The organism is Paenibacillus sp. 598K (assembly GCF_003851045.1).
Lineage (GTDB): Bacteria > Bacillota > Bacilli > Paenibacillales > Paenibacillaceae > Paenibacillus_D.
In genome coordinates, this window is record NZ_BFBX01000014.1 from 31,387 (window position 1) to 44,157 (window position 12,771).

At 57.6% G+C, this 12,771-nt stretch carries 9 protein-coding genes and 1 pseudogene; 3 read left to right on the forward strand and 7 right to left on the reverse strand.

Annotation, left to right across the window (positions count from 1 at the left end; translation table 11 throughout):
* Positions 1-96 precede the first annotated feature (96 nt).
* Positions 97-1,065, reverse strand: a complete 969-nt coding sequence (locus tag PA598K_RS06220) for a phosphate ABC transporter substrate-binding protein (protein WP_128656100.1) — start codon at positions 1,063-1,065, stop codon at positions 97-99.
* Positions 1,066-1,256: 191 nt separating this feature from the next.
* Between PA598K_RS06220 and PA598K_RS06225 the strand changes: the two genes are divergently transcribed.
* On the forward strand, positions 1,257-2,132 hold the full coding sequence (locus PA598K_RS06225) for a LysR family transcriptional regulator (protein WP_128656101.1): 876 nt from the start codon (positions 1,257-1,259) through the stop codon (positions 2,130-2,132).
* Positions 2,133-2,328: 196 nt separating this feature from the next.
* Here the strand turns inward: PA598K_RS06225 and PA598K_RS06230 are convergent, their stop codons facing one another.
* Complete coding sequence (locus PA598K_RS06230; RefSeq protein ID WP_260405296.1) at positions 2,329-3,594, reverse strand: methyl-accepting chemotaxis protein; 1,266 nt, start codon at positions 3,592-3,594, stop codon at positions 2,329-2,331.
* A gap of 230 nt (positions 3,595-3,824) precedes the next feature.
* Here PA598K_RS06230 and arfA point away from each other — a divergent pair, with 230 nt between their 5' ends.
* Positions 3,825-5,336, forward strand: a complete 1,512-nt coding sequence (gene arfA / locus PA598K_RS06235) for an arabinosylfuranosidase ArfA (protein ID WP_128656103.1) — start codon at positions 3,825-3,827, stop codon at positions 5,334-5,336.
* Between the two features lie 552 nt (positions 5,337-5,888).
* Here the strand turns inward: arfA and PA598K_RS06240 are convergent.
* From PA598K_RS06240 to PA598K_RS06255, 4 genes are all read right to left on the reverse strand, one after another.
* Positions 5,889-6,782 carry a type II toxin-antitoxin system SpoIISA family toxin gene (locus tag PA598K_RS06240; protein ID WP_128656104.1) on the reverse strand — a complete coding sequence of 298 codons (894 nt, stop codon included), beginning with the start codon at positions 6,780-6,782 and terminating at the stop codon, positions 5,889-5,891.
* Positions 6,783-6,946: 164 nt separating this feature from the next.
* Positions 6,947-7,606, reverse strand: coding sequence for a class II aldolase/adducin family protein (locus PA598K_RS06245; RefSeq protein ID WP_128656105.1), 660 nt, complete (start codon positions 7,604-7,606; stop codon positions 6,947-6,949).
* Between the two features lie 135 nt (positions 7,607-7,741).
* Complete coding sequence (locus tag PA598K_RS06250; RefSeq protein ID WP_128656106.1) at positions 7,742-9,244, reverse strand: rhamnulokinase; 1,503 nt, start codon at positions 9,242-9,244, stop codon at positions 7,742-7,744.
* Between the two features lie 29 nt (positions 9,245-9,273).
* Positions 9,274-11,064 (reverse strand): L-fucose isomerase, encoded by a 1,791-nt coding sequence (locus PA598K_RS06255; protein WP_128656107.1) that lies wholly within the window; start codon positions 11,062-11,064, stop codon positions 9,274-9,276.
* Between the two features lie 183 nt (positions 11,065-11,247).
* On the opposite strand from PA598K_RS06255, the gene PA598K_RS06260 reads away from it, so the two are divergent.
* Entirely contained in the window at positions 11,248-12,120 is an 873-nt protein-coding gene (locus tag PA598K_RS06260) for an AraC family transcriptional regulator (RefSeq protein ID WP_128656108.1), read from the forward strand.
* Between the two features lie 54 nt (positions 12,121-12,174).
* Here PA598K_RS06260 and PA598K_RS06265 read toward each other — a convergent pair.
* Positions 12,175-12,753: pseudogene (locus tag PA598K_RS06265) on the reverse strand (aminoglycoside 6-adenylyltransferase); the annotation flags it as partial.
* Between the last annotated feature and the right edge of the window lie 18 nt (positions 12,754-12,771).

The following is a 12,771-nucleotide window of genomic DNA, read 5'->3' on the forward strand; positions in this document are numbered from 1 at the left end:
GTGACCCTCTCCTTCACACGCCGACAAAGAGGCGGATCGCATCCACCTCTTTACGGTTATAGTTCAGCACGAGTTATGCTGTTGTCGGACCTCGACTTATTTCGGCGATACGTTGCCGTCCACATCGCGAGTGATCGTCATCGCGGCAGCCGGGATGTAGCCAAGCTCGACAACATCATTGTTCTGAACCTCGTCGGAGAGCATGAAGTCCAGGAAGGCTTGGACCACTTCGTTTGGCTCGCCTTTGGTATACATGTGCTGGTAAGCCCAGATCGGATATATGCCGCTCTTCACATTGTCTTCGCTTGGCTCGATGCCGTCATAGCTGAGCGCCGTGACCGAGTCATCCAGGTAAGAGAGAGCCAGATAGCCGATTGCGCCAGGCGTTTCGCTGACCAGCTTTTTGACGTTGCCGGACGATTCCTCCTGGATTTGACCAGGCAGGTCAGGGGAAGCAGCGCCCAGGGCATAGGACTCGAACGTTTTGCGCGTGCCGGAGCTCGATGGACGGTTGACGATGACGATTTCTTGATCTGCGCCGCCTACCTCGGACCAGTTTTTCACGTCGCCGTTGAAGATTTTCACTAGTTGATCCTTCGTCAGATTGTCTACGCCGACAGCCGGGTTGACGACCGCAGCCATCGCTACGACAGCGACTTGATGATCGACCAGTTCGTCGGCTTTGGCCGCTTCGTCGTCCTTGAACTTCTCTTGGGCGAAAATATCGGAGTTGCCGATGTCGGATTGTCCCTCGGACACTTGCGTCAAGCCCGTGCCGCTGCCGCCGGCTTGTACCAGTACCGTTACTTTGCCATTCTCGTCCATAAACTTGTTGGCTGCTTGCTCGACGAGCGGAGCCATAGCCGACGATCCTACAGCGAGGATGGAGCCTTCGAGTTCCTTATCCGTTGTTTCTTCCGGCGTGTTGCCAGTGCCGCTATTCGTGCCTCCGTTTGTACCAGCCGTATTGTTTGGCGTATTGGCAGGCGCATTGTTTCCTCCGCCGCATGCCGCCAGCGTAATTGACAGGACCAGGGTCATCATCAACAGCAAGCTCTTTTTCATTTCTTTGGGTTCCCCTTCCGTTTGGACAGATGTGATTGTTTTGCTCTACAGGACCAAGTATAGAAGCCTGTCATTAATTCCATATCTTCAGATTGTAAACGCAATAACAAAATTGATTCGATAAATTGCATAATGACCGCCGCTATCATAGAATAATTCTATAGTTATCGATCCTTCAGGCGGTGAATGTGATGAACATTTTAAAATTCCGGATGCTGTTGCTCATTGAGCGCTACAAAAAGGCGACGATCGTCGCCGAGCAGCTTGGCATGAAGCAGCCTACGGTCAGCTTTCATATGAAGAAGATGGAAGAGGAGTGGGGCATCAAGCTGTTCGAATACAAAGCGGGGAAAATCATCCTGACGGAGGCCGGGCGGCTCGTCCATCACTACGCCCAGCGGATCGTCGCCGGCAGCGACGAGGCGATGGCGCGCGTCCGCCAGATGAAGCGCTATGGCCGTGGCTCGCTCGTCATCGGCTGCACCGATACCGCTCTGGACGCCCTGCCCGACCCGCCATGGCTGACGCTTGCGGCATCGCGAGAAGAGCCGCTCTACCATGTGCGCACCGGGGAGCATGAAGCGCTAATGGACATGCTGGACGAGGGTCGGCTCGATCTGCTGCTCACTGCCCAAGGCGAGCCGGAGAGCAGCCGTTACCAGATGCAGACGATCCTCGAATCGCCGCTCGCCCTGTTCGTCTCCGAATCGCACCCGCTCGTCTACGCCGACGGTCAGCTCGGCGGCGTCCATCTGACCGCTTACCCTTATCTCATGCTGGAGGATCGCTCGGTGGCAGAGGCGATGATGGTATGGGAGGCCGAGCAAGGCCTCTCGCTGCAGCCACAGCTCTATGCCGACCGCTGCGCGCTGCTCATCGATTCGCTCCGACGCAGCCAGGGCATCGCCATCCTGCCCGAGGCGGCGGTCGCCAAGGAGACGCCCGGTCTGCGTCGACTGCCGCTGCCCGGCCGCGCGCCGCTCTGGCGACTGCAGGTGCTCGTACCCAAGCAGCATTGGAACCTGCCGCTGCTCGGCCAGACGGTGGAGCGTCTTCGTCAGGGCTGAGAAGAACCCAATGTCACTGCACGACAAACTAAAACGGAGTTGGCCATAAAAATAAATGGCTCAACTCCGTCTTTGTATTTATAATTAGTGGCTCACAGCTGCGTGCCCTCCCGATCCTCTTCACCTTCACGACCAGCAATGGCATGGAGCTCTTTAGCTGCTTCAGGGTACTTTCTCAGAATGCCCGCAGTTTCGTTCACTGTCTGCAATAACCTTGCTCTTTTCTCTGCTCTTTCTGAGGAGGCTGGATTCCTTCCCCCCCATGCGTAATCTCCGCCAGCAGCTCCTTCATCTCCCGGATGACGCGCTCGGTCTGCTCATTGGCCTGGATCGACAACGCGCTCATCTCCCGGCTGCTCTTCTGATTGTCGGCGGCGGCGATGAACAGCTTCTCGAACAGCCCTGCCGCCTGGCTGACAGAGGTTGAGCTGGCCTTCGTCTCGGCGCGCGCCGCGTTCACCAGTTGGACCGTCAAGCCTACCGCCTCGAGGATCGACTGGATCATCCGATGGATCTCCTCCGCCGACCGCTTCGTCTGCGCCGCCAGCGACCGCACCTCATCGGCGACGACGCCAAAGCCTCGTCCATGCTCGCCTGCTCGCGCTGCCTCGATGGCCGCATTAACCGCCAGCAAATTGCACTGATCCGCCAGCTCGCGGATGACACGGGAGACGCTGCCGATCTCGCCTGCCCTCGCTTGCAGCTCCATTGCCTGACTCTCCTGCGTGTCGGTCTGCTCTGAGAATCGCTGGAATGCGCTCGTCACCTGATCGAGCTGACGCTTGCCCTCCAGCGTCAGATCGACCATATGCTCGGAGAGACGGCTCCCCTGCTCCGCCGATGTTCGCACCGCGACGACGCCTTGATTGATCTCCTGCATGCGGCTCTCCGCCCCCTCGATCGTACGGGCTTGCGAGAGCATCGCCTCGCGTTGCATCACGCGCGAGATGCCGAGCAGATCCGAGACTGTCAGGATGCCGGCGACCCGGCCGGAGCTGGTGACCAGCACACAGTCGTACAACGTACGATCCTCGCGCGTGAGCGCCTCCTCGATCAACAGCTGAGCGCCCGAGGACAGCTCGACGCAGAGCGGCTCATTCGTCATCAGATAGGTGATCGGCCGATCATAGTAGAGCTCCATGCCGAATCGGCGGCTTAGCTGCCGGAAAAACCGGTCCCGCATCACTAGCCCCTCAGGATGCCCGCTATCCGTAGCGACCGTGATGCACTCGGCGTCCGGATAATGCTCGAATACTTGTACAACCTCCCGGCAAGTATAGGCGGACGAGACGATCGGACTCTTTCGGACGAACTGGCTCAGTACCGGGTCGACCGCTGCGATCTTCTCCTCCGCGCTGCGGGCCTCTGGCACAGCCGCGATTCGTGGTTGCCTCTGCTCCTCTTCATCCTTGATCATTTTCCGCTCAGCGAGCACCTTGTTATTATCGACTGCTGTTGCCATCCGCACGCATACGCCTCCTTGTCTCGTCCCTTATTCTCCCTTACTGTACGTCGCGTCGATTATCCGAAATGCAGCATCATGTAAACCGCAGGTTAAATTTGGTTCGATAGTCGCAGGCCCAGGAACAATTTCATCTTGTTTTCCGAGACATTTCGTGATTAAATAGGCTTATGATTAATAGATAATTATATCGATTAACACTTTCATTAATCCATCGGAGGTAATCATCCATGTCCAACAAAGCATCCATGATCGTCGACAAGGACTTCGTCATCGGCGAGGTCGACAAACGTATCTACGGCTCCTTCATCGAGCATCTGGGACGCGCCGTCTATAACGGCATCTATGAGCCAGGTCATCCGTCCGCCGACGAGAACGGCTTCCGCAAGGATGTCCTCGAGCTGATCCAGGCGCTGCAGGTGCCAATCGTCCGTTACCCTGGCGGCAACTTCGTCTCCGGCTACAACTGGGAGGACGGCGTAGGTCCTGTCGAGGAGCGCAAGCGTCGCCTCGAGCTGGCATGGGGGACGATCGAGCCCAATACGTTTGGCACCAACGAATTCATGGACTGGTGTCGCAAGGCCGGCACTGAAGCGATGATGGCCGTCAACCTCGGCACGCGCGGCGCCGACGAAGCGCGCAGCCTGGTCGAATACACCAACCATCCTTCCGGCAGCTACTATAGCGACCTGCGCGCCAAGCACGGCTACAAGGACCCTCACAACATCAAGACGTGGTGCCTGGGCAACGAGATGGACGGGCCTTGGCAGATCGGCCACAAGACAGCTGAAGAGTACGGCCGACTCGCCGTCGAGACGGCAAAGGTGATGAAGTGGGTCGACCCGACGATCGAGCTCGTCGCCTGCGGCAGCTCCCATATCGGCATGCCTTCCTTCCCGGAGTGGGAAGCCACCGTACTCGAGCATACGTATGACCATGTCGACTATATCTCGCTGCATCAATACTACGGCAACCCTCAGCAGGATACGCCGACCTTCCTTGCCCGCTCCGTACAGATGGACGCGTTCATCCATACGGTCATCTCGACGAGCGACTACGTCAAGGCCAAGAAGCGCAGCAAAAAGGACATGATGCTCACCTTCGACGAGTGGAACGTCTGGTATCACTCGCACGAGACGGATAAGAAACTCGATCGCTGGCAGATCGCGCCGCCACAGCTTGAGGACGTGTACAACCATGAGGATGCGCTGCTCGTCGGCTGTATGATCATCAGCCTGCTCAAGCGCGCCGACCGCGTCAAGATGGCGTGTATGGCTCAGCTGGTCAATGTCATCGCGCCGATCATGACGAGCAACGGTGGCGGCGCTTGGAAGCAGACGATCTACTACCCGTACCTGCACGCTTCCGTCTACGGCCGCGGCAAGGCGCTCGTGCCGCTCGTAACCTCGCCGAAGTACGACACCAAGGAAATTACCGACGTGCCGTATCTCGAAGCGATTGCTGTTCATAATGAAGAAAACGAGGAGATCACCGTATTCGCGGTCAACCGTCACCTGGAAGCATCGATGCCGCTCAGCGTCGACCTGCGCAGCTTTGGCGGCTGCTCGCTGATCGAGCATATCGTCCTCGAGCACGACGATCTCAAGGCGGCCAATACCGAGCAGCAGCCGGATCACGTGAAGCCGCACAACCGCGGCTCTGCCGTTGTCGACGGCAGCAGCGTAACCGCCGAGCTGGCCAAGGCGTCCTGGAACGTGATCCGCCTGAAGATTAACGCGTAATCATAACAAACCGAATACAAAAACAACCTAATGAAAGAGGCTTCCCTCCTACGCATGTCGCGGGAGAGAAGCCTTTTCTATTTGAGGATCAAAGGTTTTTTTGTCAGTATTCGAAGCCAGACTTCATTCTCCTTTTGAACGGAAAAGGTAATATGCTTAGCCACACAAGCTCGCTTATTAGGATTCGCAGGCACCAGATCTTTGAATCTTTTCTTCATCAACACGTTCACGCCTTTTCCGATGTATTTATTGCTATAGCTTACGCATGGAATCGGAAAAGTAAACACAAAAAAAAAGAGAAGGCTGTCCTACACTCAGCTTTCTCTTCAACCAACTATTATTTGACTTGTCTAATTACATCCATGTCGTGAGCCTTCATTCGTCCAATCGAACGTTCCATATTAATCGTTGTCGGTCGTTTGTTCGGATTTTTGGGAGGTGTCGCTTGATTTCGGGAAACAGTCTTTGACGAACCTGAATGATGCAGTTTGGTGTTTGTGTCAGCCTTCATGTTTTCCCTCTCCCTTCATCTGTTAAGTTAAGTTAACTATATCATATTTCGCTTTTACGTTCTACCTGTTCACTCGCCATGGCCTCAGCCTCGTCATTATCATCATCAACATGCATAGATACAAATTGGTCTTCGTTGACTTGCAGCCACAGGTCAAAAGTGTATAGCAAATTCAGCATAAGAGAAGCGTCTGCGCCTGTCGCTTCACTATCCTTTTTGGAACGAACCAAAAAGAGCAAATTGTAGAACTCTCCAAAGTAGGGAAACAAAACACAGGTGCTGTTCCCTTCTATAATTTCAATGTTCTCTCCAGCAAGAATGGTGCTAATGGCTTGATTTTGCCTCATTCCGACTCCCCGTGTAGTCAACCCATGTTCCTTTATGATTGAATTGTACGCTAGACTAACATTCTCTCTAAACTTCTCTTCCACGGCCGAGGCTTCCACCCGATAGGAGAATATATCCAAGTGGAAGTTAAGCGCAAAAGTTCTTAAATAAGAACTTACCGTTTCTTCATACTTTTCTGGCGTGAATTGAAAATTATCCATATGCCAGTCTGACAAATTCTTTGGCATCATTTCATTTACCTTGATGAGCTTTTCGCTCAACTCAATAAAAGTTCCACGATTTTTGTTAATGCTTTCGACCAAACCCTCTTGCTTTAATTCGTTCGACATAAATTTGGTTATATCCGGGGTTTGAAAGACGAACAGATCAATGATGACTACACTAATGACAAGAGCAATCAAATGTTGAAGATTTTCACCGACATCTGGAAAAACACCAAAAGCCCATAACCCAAAGGAAGCGATAACCACGAGACCATAATATAGCTTTCGTATTGCAACGCGATGCTTTAAATAGTATTCTCGGTTGCATATGTATATTGCTATACTGATTGCGATCCCTAGTAAAAGAATAATCAGGATCGTCATTGTATACCCGTTTACCTCCAAGCAGTCTCCCCCTCCCTGTTTCTCTTCTTATTATACTTTACAGACTTCCCGTTTTCTTGAATTTTTCGTTCTGTAGAAAACTTGGCATTGCAAAAGAAAAACAGCCTGCCTTGGGCAGACTGCATTTTCTTTTCGCCGCCAGACTACTTCATCTGCTGCAGCAGTTGGACGCGGTACGCTTCGCTCTCAAGCGCCTGGATTTCCTTGTACTCGGCCTCGGTCAGCGTGCGCGGCGGCCTTACGCTGCTTGCGATCATGTAGATTTTGGCGCTGTCCTCGACGACCTGCGTGCGGTAGTAGGCTTCGCGCAGGTTTTTGCCTGTCGTGACCAGTCCGTGGTTGCAGAGCAGGATCGAATTGTGATGCTCCGCCTTCTCTGCGACCAGCTTGGCCAGCACATCCGTCGTCGGCACGACATACGGTACGAAGGCGATATCGCCGACAAGCGCCGCCTGGTCGGGGAACAGCATCGGCAGCTCCTGGCTAATCGTCGTCAGTGCGATCGAATAGACCGGATGCGTATGGACGATCGCCTGGATCGCCTCGTTGACCCGATAGCAGAACAGATGCATCAGCACCTCCGACGATGGGCGCACCGATCCTGCCGCCACCTCGCCGCTCGGGATATGCACCTTGACCCACTGCTCCGGCTCGATATCCTCCAGCGCAAAGCCGCTCGGCGACAAATACATATCCTCGCCCAGACGCGCGCTGATGTTGCCGCCTGGACCGACAACGAGTCCTTTGTCGACCGTCTTGCGAGCGTATAATGTTAACTCTTCTCTAATGCTGGCCTCTGTCATGCGTGAGGTTCGCTCCCTTCCTTAATTCCATTCAATCTTGTAAACTTCGCTCATCGTCCTGCAGAAAGCTCGCTCCAGCCAGCTACTAGCTAGTAGTCCGCTCCTCTGTCACCTTCCGATCTGACTCACGATATACTATTGCCCCTCCGCCGCCGCTCGGCTGATCCGCAGGAAGCGCCCATAGGCGTCATCCCACTGCTCGCTGGAGCGCGGCTCGTAGACCGTCGGGGCAAAGGAATCGGCGACGATCTGGCGAATCTCCCGCAGCGAGCCGATCTCGCCGAGCGCATGCGCCTGCAGCAGCAGATTGCCTGCTGCCGTCGCCTCCACCGGACCTGCGATGACCGGAAGTCCCGCGCAGTCCGCTGTGAGTTGACAGAGCAGCGTATTCTGGATGCCGCCGCCCACCATGTAAAGCTGCGGTGCGCGGTAGCCGAGCAACTGCTCGATCTCGCCCAGCGTCTGGCGGAACTTGAGCGCCAGACTTTCGAGGACGCAGCGGATCAGCTCCGCCTTGCTCTGCGGCGAGCGCTGTCCGGTGCGCGCGCAGTAGCTCTGGATGCGCTGCGGCATCCCGCCTGGCGCGAGGAAGCCGGCATCCTCGGGATCGATGTAGCTGTCGCTGCGCGGCACGCTGCGCGCCAGCTCGACCATCTCCGCATAGCCGATCGGCTCGCCCTCCAGCTCCCACTGCCGCTTGCATTCCTGGAGCAGCCATAGCCCCATGATGTTTTTGAGCAGCCGGATCTTGCCGAACGCCCCGGCTTCGTTGGTGAACGACCAGTCCCGCGCCTGCTCGGTCATGATCGGGCGTTCCGTCTCGACGCCCATCAGCGACCAGGTGCCGCAGCTGATGAAGACCGCCTGCTCGTGCTGCGTCGGCACAGCCGCCACCGCCGACGCCGTATCATGCGACGCCGTGGCGACGACCGGTACGCGAGGCAGCCGCAGCTCCTCGGCGACCGCCTCGGTGAGCCCGCCGCATACCGTCCCCGGCTCCACCAGCTCGGGGAACAGCTGCCTCGGGAGCCCGGTCCGCGTCAGCACCTCGGATGACCAGTCCCGGCGCTGCGGATCTAGCAGTCCGCTCGTACTGGCGATCGTATACTCCGCGCTCCGCTCGCCAGTCAGGTAGTAGCGCAGCAGATCGGGCATGAACAGCAGCTGCGCCTCGCCGCGTGCGAACCGCGCGTCCCACTCCTCCCGCATCGCGTACAGCTGGAAGATCGTATTGAACTGCAGCGGCTGGATACCCGTCGTCGCGAACAGCTCATGCTCCGGGTACTGCGCGAACAGCTCCGGCATGACGCCGTCGGTACGGGCATCGCGGTAATGGACCGGATGTCCGACGAGCCGCCCCTTGGCATCGACCAGTCCGAAGTCGACGCCCCAGGTATCGACGGCGATCGAGGCCGGCGCTTCGCCGCTCTCGCGGCCGAAGGCGCGGATGCCTGTCTTCAGCTCGTGGAATAGCCGCAGGAAATCCCAGTGCAGCGTCTCGCCGAGCTGCACCGGCTCATTGGCGAACCGGTGAATCTCCGACAGCGCCAGCCGTCGGCCATCGAAGCGCCCGAGCATGACCCGGCCGCTGCTGGCGCCGTAGTCGGCAGCCAGCATAGCTAATGAACGGTTGCCCATCGCAGTACCTCCTCCCATCGCTTGATTGCTTACTTGTACAGCGGTCCGAATGTGCTGCAAGCACGGAAGTCGGCGCCTTCAGGATCATGCGTGCCGAAGTTGCCCCATGCGCGCGGCCGGAACACCTCGTCCTGCGGCACATTGTGCATGCTGACCGGGATACGCAGGATCGCTGCCAGCGTGATCAGATCCGAGCCGATATGGCCATAAGAGATCGAGCCGTGATTGGAGCCCCAGTTGTCCATGACCGAGTACACATCGACGAACGCGCCAGTGCCGGTCAGCGTCGGTGCGAACCAGGTCGTCGGCCAGGTCGGATCGGTCCGTTTGTCCAGCGTATCATGCACCTCGTCCGGCAGTTCGACCGTATACCCTTGGGCGATCTGCAGTACCGGACCGAGACCCCTGACCAGATTGATCCGCGACATCGTCACCGGCATGCCGCCCTTGGTGAGGAAGTCGGAGGAGTAGCCGCCCCCGCGGAAGTACTCTGCCGATGCCGGACGCCACGAGGTCGCTTGCAGACAGGCATCAACCTCCTCATCCGTGATCTCCCAGTACGGCTTCAGCGCCGGCTGGCCGTCCTTGCTCTGCTCGCCCGTACCGTCGAGCGCTGCCGGACCGGAGTTGATCAGATGGAGGATGCCGCCTGCCGCATGGCCGCTCAGCTCATGCCCGGTGACGCGCTTCACCGCATCCGGGCTCCAGTACGTCCGCACGTCGGCGAAGATCTGGGCCGTGTTGGTGAGCAGGTAACCGAACAGCATCGCCACGCCGTTCAGACTGTCATTCTCTGTCGCGACCAGATACGGCGCCCGCTTGCCATTCCAGTCGAACGAAGAGTTGAGGATCGCCTCCGGGAAGTCGCCGTTAGGGAAGTGATCCGTCCATTGCCGCTGACCCTGGAAGCCGGAGACGATCGCGTTGTGCCCCAGCGCCTCCTCGCCGAAGCCAAGCGCGTCCAGCTTCGGATTGCCGGCCATCAGATCGCGGATGACGAGCGCCATCTTGACGTTGATCTCCCAGTCCTTGTCCTTCTTCTCCCGGGAGGACTGTAGCTGCTCAGGGTTGTTGTCCGGTCCCTCGGCGCAGTTGGCCTTCACCCAGCTCATCGCCAGCTCGTACTCCTCGGGGTCGTAGATCGTCTCCTCGATCCGGCGAGTCAGCTCGGACATATCGACATATTCGTTGCGCATGCCGAGGTAGTTCTGGAACAGCTCCTCGTTGATGACCGAGCCGGCGATCCCCATCGACACCGAGCCGATCGCCAGATAGGACTTGCCGCGCATGAGCGCTACGGCGAGCGCCGCCCGGGCGAAGCGCAGCAGCTTGTCCTGGACATCCGACGGGATCGTCGAGTCGCTCGAGTCCTGCACATCATGCCCGTAGATGCCGAAGGCCGGCAGCCCCTTCTGCGCGTGACCGGACAGCACGGCCGCCAGGTATACAGCTCCGGGACGCTCCGTGCCGTTGAAGCCCCAGATTGCCTTGGGCAGCATCGGGTCCATATCCATCGTCTCGGTGCCGTAGCACCAGCAAGGCGTCACTGTGATCGATACGCCGACGCCCTCCTTGCGGAACTTCTCCGCCGATGCAGCCGCTTCCGCCACGCCGCCGATACAAGTGTCGGAGATGACGCAGTCGACCGGCGAGCCGTCCGGGTAGCGCAGCGTCTCGCTGAGCAGCGCCGCGACCGCCTTGGCCATATTCATCGTCTGATCCTCCAGCGACTCCCTTACGCCTCTGCGACGACCGTCGATCGTCGGCCGGATACCGATCTTGGGGAACTCTCCACGCCATCTGTTATCGCTTACATTCATTACGATTACGCCTCCTTTAGTTTGCCTATGTGCCCTATTGTACCTTTGCCTCCGTCGCCACGTTAACCTACTATTCTGCTGTATTGCCCCCCGCCGATAGCAATAAACTGACCCTGCCGCTAGATGCGCCGCCCCGCTAACTGAGCTATAATGGTAGTATTCTTCGCCCTGGAGGAGACGCGCATGCCCAAGATCGAGATCCCGTATATCAAAACCGACCGTTTCCGGTTCATCCAGCCGCCCGAGCTGCTGTTCGCCGGCCAGCTCATGGACGAACGGCACTTCCATACGCCGCCCCAGGTGCACGAGGACTACTGCGAGATCCTCTATGTGTCCGAGGGAGCGGGCGAATTTACCATCGACGACAAGCTGTACACTGCGCGTCAGGGCGATCTGATCCTGTACAACAGCGGCGTCGTCCACGAGGAGCGCGCCCTGCCGGAGTCGCCCTTCCGCATCATCTACTGCGGCGTCCGCAATCTGCACATCGACGGCATCCCGGTCGGCAGTCTGCTGCCGCCCTCGATCGAGCCGGTGATCGCTGCGGACAAGTACGCGTACCGGGTCGAGAGCTGTCTGAGCGAGATGCTGCAGGAGTGCAACGCCCAGGTGCTCGGCTACGAGACGCTGACCCAGAACTTGCTGATGTCGCTGATCACGCTCATCTACCGGATCCTCGACGTCAAGCATTCGTTCCACGACTTTACCGGCAAGAGCGAGATCACGCTGCGGACCAAGGCGTTTATCGACCGCAACTATACAAAGAGTCTGACGCTCAAGGATATCGCCGACACGCTGTACGTCAGTCACCACTACCTGTCGCATCTGTTCAAAAAGGACCTCGGCGACTCGCCGATCAACTACATGATCACCCGTCGCATCGACGAGGCCAAGCGACTGCTGCTGCACACCGACAAACCGATCTACGAGATTGCCGCCATGGTCGGATACGAGAACGACAAGTATTTCTCCATGCTGTTCAAAAAAGTCGTCGGCCGGGCGCCAGGCTCGTATCGGGAGCAAGGACGCAAAAAAGCAAGCCAGCCGGACGGCTGACTTGCTCTCATCGCTTCAATCGTTTCTAACACCGGCAGACAGCTTCCGACTTGCTTACTTCAGCTGCTCCTCGGTGTACCGCGTCACCTGCTCGTCATAATCCGGATACGGGTAGCCGAGCAGCTCCGCCGTCTCGCGAGAGTACTTGCGGAACAGCGCGTAGCACGTCTGTAGCGCTCGCCGCATCTCCGCGTCGCCGCCCTGGACATAAGTGGAGAGCAGCAGCTCCCAGTCCGCTGTGGGCAGGTAACGATCGATGAATTTGTAGTTTTTGCCAACGCTGAACGTATAGCCCCGCTCTGCGCCGATGCGCCAGCTCATCATCCGCAGCAGGTTGGGCCGGGCGATCTCGCTCAGATGATCGATGGCATACAGGAGCTCGCCGCGCGCCAGTCCTTTGACGACATAGGTCGAGACGAACCAAAATTCATTGCAGCAATCGTCAAAGGAACGTGCCGTAGGCTTCTTGATCCAATACGCCTCATCGGACGACGCGACCTCGCGCTCGCGTCGTCCGTCCTTGTCCAGCAAGACCTCAACCAGCCCGTCGCTATCTGCGAAGTACCGATCCAGATCGGCCAGCGGGTATAAGGTCAGATCGATCTTGTTGCCGTCTGTCAGCAGCATCAGGTACATCGAGTAGGCCTATGC

Excerpts from the sequence above, each read along its gene's own strand:
- PA598K_RS06220 (WP_128656100.1), bottom strand. The coding sequence starts at position 1,065 with ATGAAAAAGAGCTTGCTGTTGATGATGACCCTGGTCCTGTCAATTACG.
- PA598K_RS06260 (WP_128656108.1), top strand. The coding sequence starts at position 11,248 with ATGCCCAAGATCGAGATCCCGTATATCAAAACCGACCGTTTCCGGTTC.
- PA598K_RS06245 (WP_128656105.1), bottom strand. The coding sequence starts at position 7,606 with ATGACAGAGGCCAGCATTAGAGAAGAGTTAACATTATACGCTCGCAAG.
- PA598K_RS06255 (WP_128656107.1), bottom strand. The coding sequence starts at position 11,064 with ATGAATGTAAGCGATAACAGATGGCGTGGAGAGTTCCCCAAGATCGGT.
- arfA (WP_128656103.1), top strand. The coding sequence starts at position 3,825 with ATGTCCAACAAAGCATCCATGATCGTCGACAAGGACTTCGTCATCGGC.
- PA598K_RS06240 (WP_128656104.1), bottom strand. The coding sequence starts at position 6,782 with ATGACGATCCTGATTATTCTTTTACTAGGGATCGCAATCAGTATAGCA.
- PA598K_RS06250 (WP_128656106.1), bottom strand. The coding sequence starts at position 9,244 with ATGGGCAACCGTTCATTAGCTATGCTGGCTGCCGACTACGGCGCCAGC.
- PA598K_RS06230 (WP_260405296.1), bottom strand. The coding sequence starts at position 3,594 with ATGGCAACAGCAGTCGATAATAACAAGGTGCTCGCTGAGCGGAAAATG.
- PA598K_RS06225 (WP_128656101.1), top strand. The coding sequence starts at position 1,257 with ATGAACATTTTAAAATTCCGGATGCTGTTGCTCATTGAGCGCTACAAA.